Source organism: Sphingobacterium lactis (genome assembly GCF_051951495.1).
GTDB lineage: Bacteria > Bacteroidota > Bacteroidia > Sphingobacteriales > Sphingobacteriaceae > Sphingobacterium > Sphingobacterium lactis_A.
The window spans coordinates 206,586-226,093 of the sequence record NZ_JBNHAS010000004.1; the positions used below are offsets into that span (position 1 = coordinate 206,586).

Sequence of the window (19,508 nt, forward strand, 5' to 3'; positions counted from 1 at the left end):
CAGTACCGCCCCTACCTAACGTGCTATCTAGATGGTTCGATATTAGGCGTTTCATAGCAGCCCTACGGGCGGTATTTAGTATAAAGTAATTAGTAGTTAGACACGTGATGTGATAAAGATAGGGATGGTTCACAGTGAGTTTGTCTTTACTTTATCAAAAAAAATTTTACCCAAAATAATATCTCACATCTAATATCCCTTCAACGGTCTAAATACTAAATACTAACTACTATATACTACCATAGTAGGTCATCTCCAAATGGGGGATATCATCCTCCAAGTAAGGATCGCTTTCGGTTTTGAAGCCGAGGTTATTGTAGAATTTTTCGAGGTATTGTTGTCCGGAGATGCGGATTGGGAAGTCGGGGTAATCTGCTAAAAGGGATTTCATGGATTGTTCCATGATTAGTTTTCCGTAGTCGAGGCCACGGTAATCGGGATGTACGGCTACTCTTCCGATGGAGCTGCAGTCGGGGTAGGAGATGTTTGGTGGTAGAATTCGGGTATAGGCCACACATTTTTCGCCTTCTAAGGCAAAGACATGCTTGGCAAATAAGTCTTTATTATCGCAATCGCGGTAAAGGCAGGTTTGTTCCAGGGCGAAGACCTCTTCACGGAGCTGAAGAATTCGATACAATTCCAAAGGGCTTAATTCGTCGAAAGTTTTAACCTGCCATTCCATATTGAATATATTAATTGTTGCTTAATAATGCTTTTACAACTTCGGAAATGGTTCTGCCATCTGCTTTTCCTGCTAATTGTTGGTTAGCAGCACCCATTACCTTACCCATATCTTTGATGGAGCTTGCGCCAGTTGAAGTAATAATTCCTTTGATTGCTTCTTCAATTTCAGCACGGACTAATTGCTTTGGAAGATAAGCTTCAATGACTTCTTGTTCTTCCACTTCAATTTGATAAAGATCCTCACGTCCTTGTTGTTGGTAGATTTCAGCCGATTCTTTGCGTTGTTTAACCAGTTTCTGTAATACCTTGATTTCGGTATCTTCAGTCATTTCTTCAACTTGACCTTTTTCAGTTTTTGCTAAAAGGATTGCTGCCTTGATGGCTCTTAAACCTCTTAAACGAACATTGTCTTTCGCGATCATCGCCGCTTTAATATCTTGGTTGATTTGTGTTTCTAATGACATGCTATTCTTATCTATTAATTTCTATTGATTATTGTTCCATTTGCTTGAACCGTCGGCATCACCAATATATCATTGATATTGACATGTTTCGGTCTGGAAAGTACGAAAGATACAATATCAGCAATGTCCTTTCCGGAAAGAGGAGTCAAACCCTGGTATACAGCTTTTGCGCGATCCTTGTCTCCATGAAAACGAACTTCGGAGAATTCTGTTTCAACCATACCCGGATTTATTGCTGTAACTTTTATTCCTTTCTGCAATAAATCAATGCGCATGGCTTTATTTAAGGCGTCTACGGCGTGTTTTGTGGCGCAGTAGACATTTCCATTCGGATAGACTTCTTTGCCCGCTATAGAGCCTAGATTGATGATGTGGGCATGCTCGCTAGATGCCATCATTGGAACTACATACTTGGTCACATAAAGTAGACCTTTCACATTGGTATCAATCATTCGATCCCAATCGCCAATATCACCATCTTGAATTGGATCAAGCCCTTGACTAAGTCCTGCGTTATTGATTAGAATATCCACCTGTTGCCATTCTGCTGGTAGATTTCCTAAAGTTGTTTCAACTTCATCCGCATTGCGTACATCCAATTTGAAGGTGTGTACTTCGGTTTGTGGATTTAGGTGATTTATTTTTTGCGTCAGTTCATCAAGTTTCTCGACTCTTCTGGCACATAACAGTAAGCGGAAGTTTTGTTCGCTTGCCAATTCCAAGGCACAAGCTTCACCAATTCCTGAACTTGCACCTGTAATTAAAACTGTTCTCATGTTATTGTGGTTTATGCTAATCTAAATTTGAAAAGCGTATTATTTCTGGCACTCATAAATGGTGCTGAATCCGAAAGTCTGCGGCCGTACCTTACAGCTTTGGAAACCTACGGTCTTACAGATAGCGGCGAATCGTTTTCCATCAGGGAATTTAGCCACAGATTCTGGAAGATATTCATAGGCTCTATTGTCTTTTGAGATCAATTTCCCCATTGCAGGAGTGACCTTATGGAAATAGAATTGAAATAATTGCTTAATCGGAAATGCAGTAGGGTTGGAAAGTTCCAAGATTATTGCTTTACCTCCGGGTTTTAATACGCGACGAATATCGCTTAAGCCTTGCTCTAGATTTTCAAAATTACGAACCCCGAAAGCAACGGTCACAGCATCGAAGGTTTCATCTTCAAAAGGTAATTTTTCAGAATCGCCTAAGCATACTTCAAATTGATGCTCCAGTCCTTTTTTCTTAATCTTTTCCTTGGCAACATCTAACATTCCTTGGGAAATGTCTACACCAATGATTTTCTTAGGGTTTAGAATGCGAATAGCATCTAGTGCAAAATCACCAGTACCGGTGGCTACATCTAAGATCATCTGAGGGTGAATGCTTTTAAGGGATTTGATGGCTTTTTTACGCCATATCGTATCAATCCCCATAGTCATAAAGCGATTTAATAGATCATAAGTCTTCGAAATGTTGTTGAACATATCGGCCACTTGTTCCTTTTTACCGCCTTCGGGATTGTAAGGTTTTACTGTAGATGCATCGTTTGACATGACACAAAGATACAACAAAGTATAGAGAAAATATTCTTCTAACCCCGACAGTTTTAAACAGTTGCAAGAATTGAAATTACTTAACTCCTTGACAATGAATTTGAAGTAGAAATCTTTCCTAATTATGCCTGTATAAGGTTTAGCTGTTTTAGGTTCTTAACAATGCTTTATCTTATTAACATTCGTATAAGTTACTGATAATGAGTGGTGACAAAAACTTACCAACAGCTTACTAACAATGGTTGTGGAATACTAGGCCTTGAATTTCAATCAGTATTGTATGATTGTTGCTGCACCTAAATAGGCTGTTCAAAACTTTGATTATAGGGGAGTTTTATTTTCCTTACATTTGTTACCCTATCATTGAAAACTTAATGATCAAGCCGTAATAAAATAAAATTGAGATGTCAGAAAACGAATTCACAAGTAACCAGTCAGGTCAGACCAATCGTCCAAATTTCAAGCAGAAGCGGACAGGTGTGAGCAATCTGATTAGTGGTTTGGGTAAGATCCCTCCTCAAGCTTTGGATTTAGAAGAAGCTGTGTTGGGAGCCTTGATGTTGGAAAAGAATGCCTTAAGTGAAGTTATTGACATTCTAAAACCAGAATCATTCTATAAAGAGGCGCATCAAAAGATTTTTCAGGCCATCTATAACCTATTTCAAAAAACCTCACCAATCGATATCTTAACGGTTATTGCAGAGCTTCGTGGTATGGGGGCATTGGAAATGGTAGGTGGTGCATATTACATTACGCAATTAACCGACCGTGTGGTTTCAGCAGCAAATATTGAATACCATGCGCGTATTATTTCGCAGAAATATATTCAACGAGAATTGATTCAAGTGTCTACCGAGATTATCAACGCTTCTTATGATGAGACGAGTGATATCTTCGATTTGTTGGATCATGCGGAGAAATCCTTATTTGATATTGCACAGAACAACTTACGTCGTGATTCACGTAAGATGGACGATATTATGCGTGAGGCTATAACCAATTTGGAGTCTTTACGCGATCGTACAGACGGATTAACGGGTATCCCATCGGGTCTTACCGCATTAGACCGGATGACCTCAGGTTGGCAGCCTTCGGATTTGGTAATTATTGCGGCTCGTCCTGCAATGGGTAAGACGGCATTCGTATTATCCGTGGCTCGTAATGCAGCTGTAGATCACCAACGTGCTGTTGCTGTGTTCTCACTAGAGATGTCCTCGGTTCAGTTAGTGAATCGTTTGATAGCTGGGGAGACGGAAATTGAGCAGGAAAAGCTTAAGAAAGGTAATCTTGCGGATCATGAATGGCAACAATTACACTCTAGGATTGGACGTTTGACAGAAGCGCCATTGATTATTGATGATACACCAGCATTGAACGTATTTGAATTCCGTGCGAAATGTAGACGATTAAAAGCGCAATACGATATACAAATGGTAATTGTCGATTACTTGCAGTTGATGCATGGTAAATCGGATGGAAAGGGTGGAGGAAACCGTGAGCAAGAGATCGGTAGCATTTCACGTGCCTTGAAATCAGTTGCTAAGGAGTTGAATATTCCTGTATTGGCCTTATCGCAGTTGAGTCGTGCGGTGGAGTCACGTCCTGGAAACTCGAAGAGACCAATGTTATCCGATTTACGTGAATCGGGTTCTATTGAGCAGGATGCGGATATGGTGTTGTTCCTGTATCGTCCAGAGTACTACGGTTTGTTGGAAGATGAGGAAGGACGTTCAACCGTAGGAGTTGGGGAGGTCATCATTTCAAAACACCGTAATGGTGAAACGGGTATTGTTCCTCTACGTTTCGTTGGTAAATATGTGAAATTCGTGGATCTTGAAGATGACTTCTCTGGAATGGGAGGTGACAGTGCCGGAATGAATGATTTCGGAGCACCTTCAGCCATGCAGCCATCCAGCAATTTTGGAGATTTCGGCGGTGGTATTACCATGCCTTCCAGAATGAACGATATGCCGGATGATGCACCGTTTTAATGGGAGACGATAGACAACAGATAGTAGACAACAGATAGTAGACAACAGATGTTAGACAACAGATGTTAGACAACAGAGGTTAGACATCGACAGAAAGGACAGTAATTAAGATTTATAATCTTGTTATTTACGATAAAAAAAAGCGTATCAAGTTTAAATTGATACGCTTTTTTTGATTATTGAAATGTTGGGTTTGATTAATATTCAACCCACATTAGATTTTTAGATAGCCTTATCATTTTTTGAATTTATTATCTCATGTCTCCTATCTAATAACGTAGCGGTCTCCAATCTTAATCAGTGCAGCGGAATGTCTGCTCATTTTAAAACTGTATTATTATCCCCTCATAGACCTAAAATCCATTTATCTGTTGTCTTTTGTCTGTTGTCTCACTATCTTATTTAGATATACTGGCAGATCCTAGGTATTTCACTTCGACTCTTCGGTTTTTAGCTCGTCCTTCTGGGTTGTCTTGGCCATTAGCTAAGCTGTTCTCAGCTATGGGTTCCTTTTCTCCCTTTCCTACAGCGTAGATATCGTTTTTCAGACCATAGGCAACAAACCAGTCTCTGACCGCTTCAGCACGCTTTTGAGATAACTTGAGATTGTAGTCATCATTCCCTTTGGAGTCGGTATGTCCGGTTATTTCTACTCGTTCCTTTCCGGCTTTTTGCAATTCTTCAGCAGCATGTTGAAGTGCTGTTTCCGCTTCTGGTTTAAGGGTGGCTTTATCGAAGTCGAAGAGTTGATCAGCAGCAAGTTGAATATCCACATTTAGTCCGCTTTGTTCAGCAGTTAATGAGCTTCCACCCGATGTAAGGCTTCCTGACTCTGTGCTTACAGTTGAGCTCGTAGTACGGAGGGTGTCAGGTCCTGTTGGCTGTTTTTCTTCTACCTGTATATGCGTGCCTGAAGCCGAATCCTGGATTGGCTTTTCCTTATTTCCAGACTGGCAGCTGAAGAATAATAAACTGGATAAGGCAAAGGCGAAATGATAGAATCTTATCATCCTTATCTCGTTATTGGCATGCCATCAAAGCTTCCATATTTTCCAATGGATAAACTGATTGTTTTGCTATCTGCAGGAGGAGCAGCAAATTTTAAGTTCATCAAAATCGGATTATCATCACCTGTCACTCTTAGACGATCACCAAAGGAATTTACAGGGCTGAGCATTAATTTTCCAGCATCGTCTTTTAGGATGCTGTTTTTCTTAGCTGTGGCGTCATCGATGTAATAAATATCGCTGCCTGGTATATTGATGTCAACTTGTTTTTTCTCTGGATTTTGAATCACCAGATCAATGCTTAAAATGCTGCCAACGACATGAGCTTTTGTAACAGCAAGTGTTCCTTCATCAACTTGTTTGCTAGCGATAGATGTGATTTGGGGAGCGGTTTCTTCTTTTACCGTTTCTTGGACAATTACTGTGTCGGGCTGCGTAGAGACGACAACCGTGTCATTGTCACTAGTAGAATTGTCCTTGTTTTCAGTGTTGTTTGTACAGGATGCGCCTAACAATAAGGCTAATCCCACTAAAGGAATTAATTTTGAGTTCATAGGAGGTTATTTTAATTAACAATTTGTGTTAATAGCTGAGCTTCAATTACTATACCAAAGTGGGATTTTAGCGAATTGCTTTTAGCAAAGTAAGACGATTATTGTATAGGAAAGTCGAAGTATTTGTCTTTAAAAGGTTCGTTTCTAAGCGTATAATGCCACCATTCCTCATCAATAGCCTTAAAACCATGTTTCTCCATAATGTTTTTTAGTTTCTTCCGATTAGCTTTCTGTTGTGTGCTGATATTTGGATAATTATGATGTGAAATCTCCCCAAAGAAATCGAAGTTACTCCCCATATCCAATTCTTCTTTACTTTTTAGGTTAATGATGGTGAGGTCGATGGTGCTTCCACGACTATGACCAGATTTTGCTGCGATATAACCCAACTTAAATAAATCTCTTTTATCAACGTCAGGATAGAATTCTGCTTTATTTAATGTGTCGGCAATGTCTTTTGCCCACGATTGAAAATGATCTACTGCACGCTGAGGACGGTATGCATCGAATACTTTAAATCCTAAACCTTCTTTAATAAGTTCATTTTGTGCCTGTAAAAGGGCAAAGGCAGCCTCTTTGCTGACATATAATTTCTCCCGATCATACCCTTTAATAGGTCTTCCAATAAAATTATGCTGTCCAAAATAACGTAGATCAATCACCAGTTGTGGAATATAAGATAAGAGGTCAACAAAAGTGTTAGGTACATTTTGTTTAATACTGCATGATAACAGAAGGTAAGTAAAGGGAATTAAGAATATAAAACGCAAAGATTTCATAAGTTTAGTCCATTTGATTCACTTAAAACTAAGCAAAACTTAAAAGAAATGTTAATGGATTGACATTATTTGAATAAATAATATAGCATAGGGTATGATAGGGGCAGAAAGGTGATTTCAATATAAGCATGCTGCCTATTAGCTGTTGTCTCCTACTGCTATTTTTATTATTTTTGGTCTCCCCAATAATAGAGGCATTACATAATTAAAATTAGGAGAGATTTTGGATTTTTTAGCAGGATTGAATCCATCCCAACGCGCAGCGGCAGAGCGGACTGAGGGTCCGGTAATGATTGTTGCTGGTGCGGGATCAGGAAAAACACGTGTTATTACCTACCGTGTGGCACACTTGATACAGAAGGGTGTAGATCCATTCAATATATTGGTGTTGACTTTTACCAATAAGGCAGCAAAGGAAATGCGCGAGCGTATTATGAAAGTGGTAGGATCCGAAGCCAAGAATATTTGGATGGGTACTTTTCACTCTATTTTTGCTCGTATTTTACGCGTGGAAGCAGAATTGATCGGCTATCCTAAGAACTTCACCATTTACGATACTGATGATACAAAAAGTTTATTGCGTACAATCTTGAAAGAGATGGAGTTGGATGATAAACTATATAACGTGAATCATGTATATGGAAGGATTTCTTCTGCAAAGAACAACCTGATATCGCCACAAGAATACAATAAAAATGAAGCTATCCTAGCCGAAGATAATTCCAACGGGAGAGGACAACTAGGACAAATCTATTTAACCTATGCCCAACGTTGTTACCGAGCAGGGGCGATGGATTTTGATGACCTATTGTTCAAGACCAATGTCTTGTTAAATAAATATCCGGAGGTTCTTTATAAATATCAACATCAGTTTAAATACTTGATGGTAGATGAGTACCAGGATACTAACTTTTCACAGTACCTAATCGTTAAGCGATTGGCTGCGGTGAATGAAAATATTTGTGTAGTAGGGGATGATGCGCAGAGTATTTATGCTTTCCGTGGAGCCAATATTCAGAATATCCTAAACTTCCAGAAGGACTATCCTGATGTGAAAGTCTATAAATTGGAGCAGAACTATCGATCGACTAAAATGATCGTAAATGCTGCGAACAGCATTATTGCGAATAACAAAAATCAGCTGGAGAAAAATGTCTTTTCCGACAATGAGGATGGCGAAAAGATCAAGGTTAGCCGTGCATTCTCTGATAATGAGGAAGGAAAGATTACCGCTGAGGCAATTATACAAGAAAAGTCCTTAAAAGGATTGAATTATAAAGATTTTGCAATCTTATATCGTACGAATGCCCAATCGAGATCATTAGAGGAGGCTTTACGTAAATTAGGTGTTCCCTATAAGCTTTATGGGGGTACATCCTTCTACCAAAGAAAGGAAATCAAGGATTTAATCGCTTATTTCCGTTTAACTTTCAATCCGAATGATGAAGAAGCATTAAAACGGGTGATTAATTATCCACGTCGAGGAATTGGAGATACAACTGTTGACCGGATTATGGTAGCTGCCGATCAGAATCAATTGCGTTTATGGGATGTTGTTGCCAATGCGCAGATGTTCCTAGATGGCCGTAGCGCTGGTTCAGTGACTAATTTCGGTATCATGGTTCAAGGTTTTCAAGCGATGGCTAAAACCAATACCGCATTTGATACCGCTATGTACATTGCGCAGCATTCGGGTATTCTGAAAGATCTTTACGAAGATAAATCGGTAGAAGGATTAGCACGCTATGAGAATATACAAGAGTTATTAAATGGTATCAAAGAGTTTTCGGAAAGAGAAGACTTGGAAGAAAAAGGTTTAGATGTCTTTATGCAAGACATCGCATTATTAACGAATGATGATAATGACAAAGATCCTAATGCAGATACCGTATCTTTAATGACAATCCACGCATCGAAGGGTTTGGAATTTCCTGTCGTGTTTATTGTAGGACTGGAGGAGAATTTGTTCCCTTCCCAGTTATCCTTGAATTCTAGATCGGAATTGGAAGAGGAGCGTAGATTGTTCTATGTTGCAGTGACACGTGCCGAGAAAAAGTTACATTTGTCTTATGCGACATCGAGATATCGCTGGGGAACTTTGAATAATTGTGAGCCTAGCAGATTCTTAGATGAATTAAATCCAGCTTGTTTGGATTTGGACTTCAAACCTAGGTTAAGTCCATCTGGGAATGAGGATTTTGGTTCAGAACGCGTAGCTTGGCAACGCAAGGAGTCAGGTGATACTTTCTCTAAACCAAAGCCAAAACCGATGAAAACAACATCGATTTTACCTAAAGCTCACGTGCCGACTGCAGGATTTGCACCATCAGACACATCGGGCTTACAAGTAGGCATGGAAGTTGAGCATGAAAGGTTCGGATTTGGCAAGGTAATTAACTTAGAAGGCAATAAAGGAGACATTAAAGCAACTATTTTCTTCAAAGAGTTGGGACAGAAGCAATTGTTGCTTAAATTTGCTAAATTGAGAATTGTGGAGTAATCCCAAATAAAACAAAAATAAATTGCCACCTAGGCAAATCTAAAAACATATGATTTTTGACTACAACAGTACACGACCTAAATTAATCCTAGCAGAATATGGTAGGAACGTGCAAAATATGGTGGATTATATCTGTACGCTGACCGATAAGGAAGAGCGCAATCGCCTGGCACAAGTGGTTATAGATATGATGGGTGTTTTAAATCCTCATCTTCGTGATGTTTCGGATTTTAAACATAAACTATGGGATCACCTATATATTATTTCTGATTTTAAGATTGATGTAGACTCGCCATACCCTATCCCTACAAAGGAAAATGTTCATCACAAACCTGAAATATTAAACTACCCTAATCACCAGATACGGTTCAAACATTATGGTTTTACCGTAGAGGAAATGATTCGTAAAGCGAAAGCAATTCCGAATGATGAGGCTAAAGCAAAAATGACCTTGGGGATTGCCAATTTTATGAAGATGGCATATATGACCTGGAATAAAGATTCAGTTTCTGATGAGCAGATCTTAAGTGACTTAACGGCATTGTCAGGTGGTGAACTTAGATTACCTGCAGATACTACACTAACTAAGGTTGATTTCAAAACTCCTCCTCCGGGGAACCGCATTAAAAGCAATAATACCGGTGGCTCAAGCAACAACAATCAATCGTATTCAGGGCAAAAGAAAAACAATAACAACAACAATAACAACCATAAGAAATCACCTTCTGGTAAAAGGCCCATGAATAACAATAACATGAATAGAAAGAATAATTATCAAAAATAATTGATGATTTGTGGGGCATTCGCAAGAACATTTCATTCCTTTGGAGTTGAATTTACTCGTGAATTACCATTTGAAAATCTTGATTCATTACACGAAGAAAATCTTCTAAAAACAATACGGAATACCGAGAAGAAGAGCTATTGAACAGCCCTTCTTTTTGGTTTAAAAGTGACGCTAAACAGACTATGAACGCATTTGAAATACATGGTGGTAAACCACTAAAAGGGGAGATTGTCCCTCAAGGAGCAAAGAACGAAGCATTACAAATTCTATCTGCAGTATTATTGACAGAAGAAAAGATGACTATCAGTAATGTTCCAAACATAAAAGATGTCAATAAGCTGATCGATTTATTAGCTGCCTTAGGTGTAACAGTAAATCGTCTGAATGAAGATACATACGAATTCGAGGCGAAAAATATCAATATCGATTATTTCCAGTCGGAGGAATTCAAACGTCAAGGTGGAGGATTGCGTGGATCTATTATGATTGTAGGTCCTTTATTGGCTCGTTTCGGGAAAGCGGCAATTCCTAAGCCAGGTGGTGATAAAATTGGTCGAAGAAGATTGGATACACACTTTTTAGGCTTTGAGAAACTAGGTGCTAAGTTTGTTTATGATGCTGAAAACCATTTCTTCAATGTAGATGCTACGCAGCTAAAAGGTACTTATTTATTGTTGGATGAGGCTTCAGTTACCGGAACAGCAAATATTGTAATGGCTGCGGTTTTGGCAAAAGGAACCACGACTATTTATAATGCTGCTTGTGAGCCTTATTTACAGCAACTTTGTAAGATGTTGAACCGTATGGGAGCTAAAATTAGTGGTATTGGTTCGAATCTATTGACGATCGAAGGTGTTGAACGTCTTGGAGGTACCGAACATCGCATGCTGCCTGATATGATTGAGATTGGCTCTTTCATTGGTTTGGCAGCTATGACAGGTTCTGAAATTACCATTAAAAATGTTTGTTTCAATGAGTTGGGGATTATTCCAACGGTATTTTCTCGTTTAGGAATTAAATTTGAATTGCGTGGTGATGATATTTTCATCCCTGCACAGGAAAATTATGAGATTGATACCTTTATTGATGGATCCATCTTAACAATTTCTGACGCTCCATGGCCAGGATTTACACCTGACTTATTAAGTATTGTGTTAGTTACTGCCATTCAGGCGAAAGGAAATGTGTTGATTCACCAAAAAATGTTTGAAAGCCGATTATTCTTCGTGGATAAATTAATTGATATGGGTGCTCAAATCATTTTATGTGATCCACACCGTGCAACCGTAATAGGCTTGAATAAGCAAAATAAATTGCGTGGAATTGAGATGACCTCTCCAGATATCCGTGCGGGGGTTTCATTATTGATTGCTGCCCTATCAGCACAAGGGAAATCTGTAATTTATAACATTGAGCAAATCGAGCGTGGATATCAACATATTGAAGAAAGATTGAAAGCTTTAGGGGCAGATATCCGTAGAATTGAAGCACAACCTTTAGGGCATTAAACTTTAAAGAAATGTCTGCATATTGTTAAAAAAATAATGTAGGGTTGTCAATGCAATTTGGCAACCCTATTTTTGTGCCAATAAAATAAATGTTCAAACACATAAAAATGAAAAAAATCACATTACTATCAGCCATCGCGGCAATCGTTCTAGCATCATGTGCTGGAAACCCAGAAGGTAAAAAAGCAGAAACGAAGGATTCAGTAGCAACTACAGCTGAAGTTGTTGGTTCATCGTACAGCTTGGATACTGCTGCTTCTAAATTAGTTTGGAAAGGAACTAAAGTAACCGGTGCTCACACTGGAACAGTAAATTTCAAATCTGGTTCACTGAACGTAGATAACGGAAAATTAACTGGTGGAAACTTTGTTCTTGACATGACTTCAATCAGCTCAACTGATTTAGAAGGTGAATACAAAGAGAAATTGGATGGTCACTTGAAAGCTGACGATTTCTTCGCAGTAGATAAAAATCCTGAAGCATCATTTACTGTTACTGAGGTTAAGCCAGGTGCAACTGATCAAGATGTTGTGGTTTCTGGAAACCTAGTTATCAAAGGAATCAGCAAAAACATTACTTTCGACGCGAAAGTACTTGAAGCAACTGAAACAGCAATCAAAGCTACAGCAAACTTCAATATCGAACGTGCTGAATGGGGTGTGAACTACGCTGGAAAAGAAGATGATTTGATCTCTAAACAAATCAATTTCGACGTAACTATCGCTGCAAAGAAATAAAAATTGTTTATAAATTAATTGCCCTTGGTTCTTGCCAAGGGCTTTTTTTGTGTCTAATCAGGCGCAATTAACCATTTTTATTAATTTTGCTTCTTAACTCTGCAATTAAATGAAAATCACTTTAGTCTGTATCGGTAAAACAGATGATAAACATATTCTTGATGGAATCGAAGTTTATACAAAGCGTCTGAAACATTATTGTACTTTTCAGTTATTGGTGATTCCTGATATTAAAAACGTCAAGAATTTAAGTCAGGAACAGCAAAAGGAAAAAGAGGGGCAATTGCTACTAAAAAACATAAGTAATCAAGATTACGTTATTTTACTAGACGAGCGTGGGAAAGAATTGAGTTCTATGGAGTTTTCAGGCTTTCTAGAGAAGCAAATGGTCAATGGGATATCAAGCCTTGTTTTATTCATTGGAGGGCCGTACGGCTTCTCAGAAGAGGTTTATTTAAGAGCTAATTATAAGCTCTCCTTGTCACGAATGACTTTTTCACATCAAATGATCAGGATGTTCTTTGTCGAACAATTATATAGAGCATTTACGATTATGCGAGGAGAACCTTATCATCATGAATAATTTTATGTAAATTGTATGATATTTGCATCTATATAATATAAGAAGGAGGAGAAAATGGATTTAGATAAATTTAAAAGAGATTATAAGTATAAGAGTCAAGAGGGTGCTCATGGTGCTGATGTCAATAAATGGATCATCATCATCGGAGGGGCTATTGTCATACTGTTAGCTTATTTATTCACATAAGAAACGTTTTAAGTAATTCAGGTAAAGACCTCAGATTAATAGTTCGAATTGTAACAAGAACTATTAATCTGAGGTCTTGTTTTATGGATGTATTTGTGGAGTAATTTTTTGAATTTTGGAAAAGAGGATTGTTAGGGTATAAGAAAAAAATAAGGCGATACGGGGAGTATCGCCTTAAAATCACACTAACTATTAATAAAACCCTATAGAACTAGGTGTTTTCAAAACATAGATCTTGGCGATGAATTTTCATCTTATTTCCAAGACCTAATGTAAAAGTAAAAACCTTTTATTATAAAATCAAATAAAAGTTGCAACATTTATATTATAATTGAATTTTGTCAGCTATTTTTAAAAATTCAACCCACGCAACTTTGTCAGTTTTAAAGGTAAGCTCCTTTTCTTGAAGTTTTTTTATTGGAATTAAGCGAAAGGCCTGTAACTTACCTTCAATAGATTTTTCTGTAAAATCAAAACAAACAGTACGGATATTAAGATTGATTTGTGTTAAATTCCGCACAAGATAGTAAATAGAAATTATCTGGCTTTCATTAAAACTCGATTTCTCATAAAAATCCGTTGTATAAATATGTTTAAGAACTTCGATTTCCATTCCGGTCTCTTCCATAAATTCTCTTTTAAGAGCATCTATTAGACCTTCACCATACTCTAGGCCTCCTCCAGGAAACTTTGTGAATGAAACATTTTCAGTTCGCTCATCACTAATTAAAACCTCTCCATGTTCATTTATTAAGATTCCATATACACGGACATTAAATAGAAACATATTTTTATTTTATGATTTTATTAGGAATTTGGAAAGGATATAAGTATCCTTTCCAATTCCTAAACAATAATTATTAAATTCTTCGGATGATTTATAAAGGTTGAAATCCGTTTTCAATAGCATTTTCATCCATACCCACTAGGGAGTAATGTCTTGGTAAGAACCAAGAAATGGTATTCATAGCATGACGGTACTCCTTTTCATTTGCAAAGTTTTTAGGAGTCAGGTTGAGTACCAGGTCTTGACTTACTTTTTCTTCATCGGTGTAATTTCTAGCAATCAGCATGATTAGTGGGTTGTGAACCCCGGAAAATTGCAGAAAATCACGCATATGTTGTCTCACAAAAGCAGGAAGAATTGCTTCCGAAGGTTGGCCAGTAAGGATCTCCTCTTGGCTACCGATAGCGAAATCATCCGTGTTTTTGGAGAAAAAATGTTCGTCCGTATAAAATTCCCCATTTAGCTCTAGGTTTAATAAATCACCATAAGTAAACATCCAATCCGGTTGTTCTTTTTGGGTATTTATAGCAACACCAAAACCATTTTTTAATAATAATGGCAATTTGCTTTTTATAACGAAAGCTTGGAAATTTTCTCCGTTTGCAACATTTCGTAAGTTGAAATAGGGGAAACCATCATTACTCATGATAATTTCAGGCTCAGCTACGGCAAGGTTTGCTTCGGATATCTGTGTAATAAAATCAGCTATCCATTGGGAATCGCGTTCTTCTAAGGGAATGCTCAATAAATTGTTGATCGCAATGGTCTTCTCTAAATCTCCTAATGGCTCTGCACCACTGCTTGCATCAAAAAAATGAATATTACTCATATGAATTTCAAAATACGGCTAAAAGTAGTGAATAATTGCTAATGTTAAGTGTTTAATTCAAATTTACTTGCTAAAGATTTGGCAGAATTAAGATATACAGGTTTATTTTATTACTTTTGTTAAAAAAAGAAACACTTTAATGTCAGATTTAAACACGACAAGACCAGTGCAATTTAACTCAGAAAAAATTAGTTATGAGGAATTCCGCCAGGTACTCATAGACGATTATAAACTAGCCGTTGAAAGCCGATTTGTAAGTTTGTTAGGAAGAAAGGAAGTGCTAACGGGAAAAGCTAAATTCGGTATTTTCGGAGATGGTAAGGAGCTGGCACAAATTGCTTTAGCTAAGGTTTTTAAACCTGGCGATTGGCGCTCAGGTTACTACCGTGATCAGACGCTAGCCTTTTCTTTGGGTATTAGTTCCATCTATCATTTCTTTTCACAATTATATTCCAATCCTGATCTTGAAGCCGATACTTCTTCTGGAGGACGCCAAATGGTGGCTCACTTTTCTACTCGCTTATTGGATGAAGATGGGGAATGGCTAGATCAGAATGCGCAGGTAAACTCCTTTTCTGATGTTTCCACTACTGGTGGGCAAATGGCTCGTATTTTAGGGCTGGGTTTAGCATCTAAACTATATAAAGAACATCCTGGTCTTTCGCATCGTGAAAAATTCACTAAGGAGGGGAAAGAGGTTGTATTCTGTACAATCGGGAATGCCTCCACTTCTGAGGGCGTGTTTTGGGAAGTTGTGAATGCAGCAGGTGTAAAACAAATTCCTGTGGTGATTTCCATTTGGGATGATGGCTATGGCATTTCAGTGCCAAACGAAGTGCAAACTACAAAAGGCGATATTTCTTCCGTTCTTAGAGGTTTTCAAGAGGATGAGAGGGGCAATGGCTACCAGATTTTTAAGGTAAAAGGATGGGACTATGCCGGCCTTTGTGAGGTATATGAAAAAGCTGCTGATTATGCGCGTAATGAAGGAAAACCTTGTATAGTCCATGTGTATGAAATGACACAGCCTCAAGGACACTCTTCATCTGGTTCGCATGAGCGTTATAAAACCGCAGAACGATTAACTTGGGAAAACGATTTTGATTGTAATGCAAGAATGCGTACTTGGTTATTGGAATCTGGAATTGCGGAAGAAGAGGAGTTAAACAAAATAGAATCTGATGCCAAAGATTTCGTTCGCCAAGAACAGAAACGTGCATGGGTAGATTATAAAAAAACATTACAAGTAGACTTGTCAGAAGCCATAGAACTTCTGAAAGGAATTAACCATCACGCGGTGGAAATCCCTTTAAAGACTTTACTTTCCATGACCGAACTTTCTTTAAAGGAAGTTTATGTGAATGTTCGTCGTGTGATCCGCGAGCTTCGAGGGATAGAAGTAGAAGGGAAGCAAGCCTTATTGGAATGGTATAAGGGCAGGAAAGAAATTAATCATTCCAGATTCAACGATAAGTTATTTACCGACTCTAAATATTCGCCATTACGTGTTCAGGAGGTTTCTGCAGAATACGATCATGACGCAGCCATTGTTGATGGTCGTGAAGTTTTGAATGCTTGTTTTCGAGAAAACTTCCATAAGGATGCTCGACTTATAGCTTTTGGTGAAGATGTTGGTAAGATTGGTGATGTAAATCAAGGTTTTGCTGGTCTTCAAGAAGAATTTGGTGTTGAGCGTATTTTCGATACAGGTATTCGCGAGACGGCTATCATCGGTAAAGGGATAGGCTTGGCTGTGAGAGGGTTTAGACCAATTGCAGAAATTCAATATTTGGATTATTTGATTTATGCTTTCCCGGTTTTAAGTGATGATTTAGCTAGCTTAAGCTACCGAACAAAAGGGCAACAGAAAGCGCCTTTGATCGTTCGTACGCGTGGTCATCGGCTAGAAGGCATTTGGCACTCAGGTTCACCCATGTCCGTTTTATTAGGCGGATTAAGAGGTGTGCATATTTGTGTTCCTCGGAATATGACTCAGGCAGCAGGGATGTATAATACCTTATTGCAAGGGGATGAACCTGCCCTGGTAATTGAATGTTTAAATGGCTATCGTTTAAAGGAGAAAATGCCAAATAATGTAGCTGAATTCACTGTTCCAATTGGAAAGGCAGAATTACTACGTGAGGGATCTGATGTTACTGTTGTGTCTTATGGCTCTACCTTGCGTATAGTTCAAGAGGCGGCCTTAGAATTAGAAAAAGTAGGAATATCTATTGAAATTATCGATGCACAGTGTTTACAGCCTTTTGACAGGGATCAAATCAGTGCATTATCATTGCAGAAAACAAATCGTCTATTAGTAGTGGATGAGGACTTCCCAGGAGGAGCTTCATCATATTTAACACATGAAATATTGGAAAAACAAGGAGGATATTACTTCTTAGATTCCAAACCGAAAACATTATCAGCAAAAGCACATCGTCCGCCTTATGGTTCTGATGGTGATTATTTTACTAAACCAGCAGTCGATGATGTTGTAGAAGCTGCATATCAGATTATGTCTGATAGTAATCCAAAAAAATATCCTCCTTTGTACTAAGGAGGATATTTCCATTATTTTTAGCTCTTACAATTTATCTTATTCTGAGAATAAAGCTGCAGCACCTATGATGGCAGCATGTTCTTGATATTTACCGATTTCAATTTGATAATCAGCTAAGATGCTTTTATCTGAAAAGATCTTGTCCCAAGCATTCACAATGTTTCCTCCTATTACGAAATAATTACATTGATATTTCTCGCTGAAGAACTTCAAGAAATTAGCTAGGTTTTCACTGTATTCTTGGAGCAATTGCTTTGTTTCATCTTTGTCCGGGTAATTTGCTAAAATTTCTTTTAATCCCTTTTCTTCAATTCCGGTCAATTCTTTGAATCTTCTAACAAACCAACGTGTCACTAAATACTCTTCAAAAATAGAATCTTGGTAGGGGGTATCCCAAAGATTAGCATCAAATGCTTTTTCACCGTTACGCCACACTGCCGATCCTAATCCAGTACCTAAGGTAACACCCAATATACATTCATGATGATCTAGTCCGCATCCAAAAACCTCCCCTTGAAGGAAAGCTGCTGCATCATTAATATAGCGAATGGATATTTCTTGTCCCAAACCCTCTAAAATTGGCTCAGTAACACAGATATTGTAAAGGCTGTCATATTTGGATTGACCTTTCATTAACGCGATTCCACGATCATAATCAAAGGGTCCTGGAGCAGCTATTCCTACTTGATTAATTCTATTATTGAATTTATCTAAACAGGCTTTCATGTTGTTAGTCCAGGAAGAGAAAATCGTTTTAGCATTTTCTAATGAATTAACACTAGATCTTGTAATGGTTTCCTCCACAATGGTCCAAGTGGACTTTTCCACTATTGCTGATGTGATATGTGTTCCCCCGATATCACAAGATAGGATATAATCGCTTTTAGGCATTTTACTTATAGGCATTGAACTTCAGGAGGTGATCAGCAATCACTAAAGCTGCCATAGCTTCCACAATAATTACTGCTCGAGGTACAACGCATGGGTCATGTCTCCCTTTCCCTGAAATCGTTGTATCTTGGCCTTCTTCGTTGATGGTCGCTTGGTCTCTCATAATGGTTGCAACAGGCTTAAATGCTGTTTTAAAGGTGATGTCCATCCCATTGGATATCCCACCTTGAATACCACCTGAAAAATTGGTTAACGTCTTAACTTTCGAATTCTCATTGACAAAGATATCATTATGTTCCGAACCCTTCATAAAAGAACCTTCAAAACCAGATCCATATTCAAAGCCGTGTACTGCATTAATGCTCATCATTGCTTTGGCTAAATCTGCATGAAGTTTATCAAAAACAGGTTCTCCTAATCCTACAGGAACATTTCTGATTACTGTCGATATTCTTCCCCCAACGGTGTCTCCATTCTTACGAATACCATCGATAAACTCGGCCATTTCGTTCGCTGTTGCAGGATCTGCACATCGCACGATATTGTCCTCACGGATTTGCAATAAAGCATTTAAATCAGCTGAGTCAATGTTTGGAGCCTCTATATGGCCTACTCCAGAAACATGAGCAAAGATTTCAATGCCATGTTTTTTCAAGAACAGTTTTGCAATAGCTCCCGCAGCTACACGAGCTGCTGTTTCACGAGCAGATGAACGGCCACCTCCGCGGTAATCACGAATGCCATATTTCTGCTGATAGGTGAAATCAGCATGGGAAGGTCTGAATTTATCTTGAATGTGCGAGTAGTCCTTTGAGCGTTGATCCTCATTGGGAATAATTATAGCAATGGGCGTTCCGGTAGATTTTCCCTCAAATACACCGGAAAGGATTTGTGCTGTGTCGCTTTCTTTTCTTTGTGTCGTGATTTTTGATTGTCCGGGTTTCCGTTTGTCTAATTCTGATTGGATAAATTCCTCATCAATTTCGATCAAAGATGGACAACCATCGATAATTACACCAATTGCTTTCCCGTGAGATTCGCCAAATGTTGTAATCTTAAAAATATCGCCAAAAGAATTTCCTGCCATAATGCTATAATGCTCGTAAAT

Annotated in this window: 19 protein-coding genes; 8 read left to right on the forward strand and 11 right to left on the reverse strand. The window is 38.3% G+C overall.

Features of this window, described 5'->3' with window-relative positions; genetic code table 11:
* Positions 1-229 precede the first annotated feature (229 nt).
* Genes ACP6L2_RS15000 through ubiE form a run of 4 tightly spaced genes read right to left on the reverse strand, consistent with a single transcriptional unit; the run spans position 230 to position 2,701 of the window.
* A complete protein-coding gene (locus tag ACP6L2_RS15000; protein WP_440510127.1) occupies positions 230-682 on the reverse strand; it encodes a GNAT family N-acetyltransferase in 453 nt (150 codons plus the stop codon).
* 10 nt (positions 683-692) lie between these two features.
* Entirely contained in the window at positions 693-1,148 is a 456-nt protein-coding gene (locus ACP6L2_RS15005) for a GatB/YqeY domain-containing protein (protein WP_440510128.1), read from the reverse strand.
* Positions 1,149-1,162: 14 nt separating this feature from the next.
* Positions 1,163-1,924, reverse strand: coding sequence for an SDR family NAD(P)-dependent oxidoreductase (locus ACP6L2_RS15010; protein WP_440510129.1), 762 nt, complete (start codon positions 1,922-1,924; stop codon positions 1,163-1,165).
* Between the two features lie 39 nt (positions 1,925-1,963).
* The gene (ubiE, locus tag ACP6L2_RS15015; protein WP_440510130.1) at positions 1,964-2,701 is read right to left on the reverse strand and encodes a bifunctional demethylmenaquinone methyltransferase/2-methoxy-6-polyprenyl-1,4-benzoquinol methylase UbiE; all 738 of its coding nucleotides are present in this window, start codon (positions 2,699-2,701) and stop codon (positions 1,964-1,966) included.
* A 404-nt stretch (positions 2,702-3,105) separates the two neighbouring features.
* Here ubiE and dnaB point away from each other — a divergent pair, with 404 nt between their 5' ends.
* Positions 3,106-4,692 carry a replicative DNA helicase gene (dnaB, locus tag ACP6L2_RS15020; RefSeq protein ID WP_440510131.1) on the forward strand — a complete coding sequence of 529 codons (1,587 nt, stop codon included), beginning with the start codon at positions 3,106-3,108 and terminating at the stop codon, positions 4,690-4,692.
* Between the two features lie 398 nt (positions 4,693-5,090).
* Here the strand turns inward: dnaB and ACP6L2_RS15025 are convergent, their stop codons facing one another.
* From ACP6L2_RS15025 to ACP6L2_RS15035, 3 genes are all read right to left on the reverse strand, one after another.
* Entirely contained in the window at positions 5,091-5,702 is a 612-nt protein-coding gene (locus ACP6L2_RS15025; RefSeq protein WP_440510132.1) for an OmpA family protein, read from the reverse strand.
* A 2-nt stretch (positions 5,703-5,704) separates the two neighbouring features.
* Positions 5,705-6,253, reverse strand: a complete 549-nt coding sequence (locus ACP6L2_RS15030; RefSeq protein ID WP_440510133.1) for a hypothetical protein — start codon at positions 6,251-6,253, stop codon at positions 5,705-5,707.
* Between the two features lie 98 nt (positions 6,254-6,351).
* Positions 6,352-7,032: a M15 family metallopeptidase gene (locus ACP6L2_RS15035; protein WP_440510134.1), complete on the reverse strand. Its 681-nt coding sequence runs from the start codon at positions 7,030-7,032 to the stop codon at positions 6,352-6,354.
* Between the two features lie 223 nt (positions 7,033-7,255).
* Here ACP6L2_RS15035 and ACP6L2_RS15040 point away from each other — a divergent pair, with 223 nt between their 5' ends.
* The 6 genes from ACP6L2_RS15040 (at position 7,256) to ACP6L2_RS15065 (ending at position 13,333) form a co-directional block, all read left to right on the forward strand.
* Positions 7,256-9,532, forward strand: coding sequence for an ATP-dependent helicase (locus ACP6L2_RS15040; protein ID WP_440510135.1), 2,277 nt, complete (start codon positions 7,256-7,258; stop codon positions 9,530-9,532).
* 49 nt (positions 9,533-9,581) lie between these two features.
* Positions 9,582-10,316, forward strand: a complete 735-nt coding sequence (locus tag ACP6L2_RS15045) for a DUF4290 domain-containing protein (RefSeq protein WP_440510136.1) — start codon at positions 9,582-9,584, stop codon at positions 10,314-10,316.
* A gap of 185 nt (positions 10,317-10,501) precedes the next feature.
* The gene (murA, locus tag ACP6L2_RS15050; RefSeq protein ID WP_440510137.1) at positions 10,502-11,827 is read left to right on the forward strand and encodes a UDP-N-acetylglucosamine 1-carboxyvinyltransferase; all 1,326 of its coding nucleotides are present in this window, start codon (positions 10,502-10,504) and stop codon (positions 11,825-11,827) included.
* Positions 11,828-11,934: 107 nt separating this feature from the next.
* On the forward strand, positions 11,935-12,564 hold the full coding sequence (locus tag ACP6L2_RS15055) for a YceI family protein (protein WP_440510138.1): 630 nt from the start codon (positions 11,935-11,937) through the stop codon (positions 12,562-12,564).
* 109 nt (positions 12,565-12,673) lie between these two features.
* Positions 12,674-13,147 carry a 23S rRNA (pseudouridine(1915)-N(3))-methyltransferase RlmH gene (rlmH, locus tag ACP6L2_RS15060; RefSeq protein WP_440510139.1) on the forward strand — a complete coding sequence of 158 codons (474 nt, stop codon included), beginning with the start codon at positions 12,674-12,676 and terminating at the stop codon, positions 13,145-13,147.
* Positions 13,148-13,201: 54 nt separating this feature from the next.
* Positions 13,202-13,333, forward strand: coding sequence for a hypothetical protein (locus tag ACP6L2_RS15065; RefSeq protein WP_344673650.1), 132 nt, complete (start codon positions 13,202-13,204; stop codon positions 13,331-13,333).
* Between the two features lie 325 nt (positions 13,334-13,658).
* Here ACP6L2_RS15065 and ACP6L2_RS15070 read toward each other — a convergent pair whose 3' ends face one another.
* Both ACP6L2_RS15070 and ACP6L2_RS15075 read right to left on the reverse strand, forming a co-directional pair.
* Positions 13,659-14,120: an NUDIX domain-containing protein gene (locus ACP6L2_RS15070; RefSeq protein ID WP_440510140.1), complete on the reverse strand. Its 462-nt coding sequence runs from the start codon at positions 14,118-14,120 to the stop codon at positions 13,659-13,661.
* Positions 14,121-14,211: 91 nt separating this feature from the next.
* Positions 14,212-14,949, reverse strand: a complete 738-nt coding sequence (locus ACP6L2_RS15075) for a hypothetical protein (RefSeq protein ID WP_440510141.1) — start codon at positions 14,947-14,949, stop codon at positions 14,212-14,214.
* A gap of 139 nt (positions 14,950-15,088) precedes the next feature.
* Between ACP6L2_RS15075 and ACP6L2_RS15080 the strand changes: the two genes are divergently transcribed.
* Positions 15,089-17,506 (forward strand): alpha-ketoacid dehydrogenase subunit alpha/beta, encoded by a 2,418-nt coding sequence (locus tag ACP6L2_RS15080; RefSeq protein ID WP_440510142.1) that lies wholly within the window; start codon positions 15,089-15,091, stop codon positions 17,504-17,506.
* Between the two features lie 39 nt (positions 17,507-17,545).
* Here the strand turns inward: ACP6L2_RS15080 and ACP6L2_RS15085 are convergent, their stop codons facing one another.
* Together ACP6L2_RS15085 and aroC are read right to left on the reverse strand one after the other, a co-directional pair.
* Positions 17,546-18,415, reverse strand: a complete 870-nt coding sequence (locus ACP6L2_RS15085) for an ROK family protein (protein WP_440510143.1) — start codon at positions 18,413-18,415, stop codon at positions 17,546-17,548.
* Positions 18,402-19,487, reverse strand: coding sequence for a chorismate synthase (aroC, locus tag ACP6L2_RS15090; protein ID WP_344673655.1), 1,086 nt, complete (start codon positions 19,485-19,487; stop codon positions 18,402-18,404). The genes ACP6L2_RS15085 and aroC overlap by 14 nt, the downstream gene beginning before the upstream one ends.
* Between the last annotated feature and the right edge of the window lie 21 nt (positions 19,488-19,508).

Bases quoted from the DNA above. Each gene is read 5' to 3' on its own strand.
- ACP6L2_RS15075 (WP_440510141.1), bottom strand. From the start codon at position 14,949: ATGAGTAATATTCATTTTTTTGATGCAAGCAGTGGTGCAGAGCCATTA.
- ACP6L2_RS15035 (WP_440510134.1), bottom strand. From the start codon at position 7,032: ATGAAATCTTTGCGTTTTATATTCTTAATTCCCTTTACTTACCTTCTG.
- ubiE (WP_440510130.1), bottom strand. From the start codon at position 2,701: ATGTCAAACGATGCATCTACAGTAAAACCTTACAATCCCGAAGGCGGT.
- aroC (WP_344673655.1), bottom strand. From the start codon at position 19,487: ATGGCAGGAAATTCTTTTGGCGATATTTTTAAGATTACAACATTTGGC.
- ACP6L2_RS15005 (WP_440510128.1), bottom strand. From the start codon at position 1,148: ATGTCATTAGAAACACAAATCAACCAAGATATTAAAGCGGCGATGATC.
- ACP6L2_RS15025 (WP_440510132.1), bottom strand. From the start codon at position 5,702: ATGATAAGATTCTATCATTTCGCCTTTGCCTTATCCAGTTTATTATTC.
- ACP6L2_RS15070 (WP_440510140.1), bottom strand. From the start codon at position 14,120: ATGTTTCTATTTAATGTCCGTGTATATGGAATCTTAATAAATGAACAT.
- ACP6L2_RS15010 (WP_440510129.1), bottom strand. From the start codon at position 1,924: ATGAGAACAGTTTTAATTACAGGTGCAAGTTCAGGAATTGGTGAAGCT.
- ACP6L2_RS15085 (WP_440510143.1), bottom strand. From the start codon at position 18,415: ATGCCTATAAGTAAAATGCCTAAAAGCGATTATATCCTATCTTGTGAT.
- dnaB (WP_440510131.1), top strand. From the start codon at position 3,106: ATGTCAGAAAACGAATTCACAAGTAACCAGTCAGGTCAGACCAATCGT.
- ACP6L2_RS15065 (WP_344673650.1), top strand. From the start codon at position 13,202: ATGGATTTAGATAAATTTAAAAGAGATTATAAGTATAAGAGTCAAGAG.
- ACP6L2_RS15045 (WP_440510136.1), top strand. From the start codon at position 9,582: ATGATTTTTGACTACAACAGTACACGACCTAAATTAATCCTAGCAGAA.
- ACP6L2_RS15055 (WP_440510138.1), top strand. From the start codon at position 11,935: ATGAAAAAAATCACATTACTATCAGCCATCGCGGCAATCGTTCTAGCA.
- ACP6L2_RS15000 (WP_440510127.1), bottom strand. From the start codon at position 682: ATGGAATGGCAGGTTAAAACTTTCGACGAATTAAGCCCTTTGGAATTG.
- ACP6L2_RS15080 (WP_440510142.1), top strand. From the start codon at position 15,089: ATGTCAGATTTAAACACGACAAGACCAGTGCAATTTAACTCAGAAAAA.
- murA (WP_440510137.1), top strand. From the start codon at position 10,502: ATGAACGCATTTGAAATACATGGTGGTAAACCACTAAAAGGGGAGATT.
- ACP6L2_RS15030 (WP_440510133.1), bottom strand. From the start codon at position 6,253: ATGAACTCAAAATTAATTCCTTTAGTGGGATTAGCCTTATTGTTAGGC.
- rlmH (WP_440510139.1), top strand. From the start codon at position 12,674: ATGAAAATCACTTTAGTCTGTATCGGTAAAACAGATGATAAACATATT.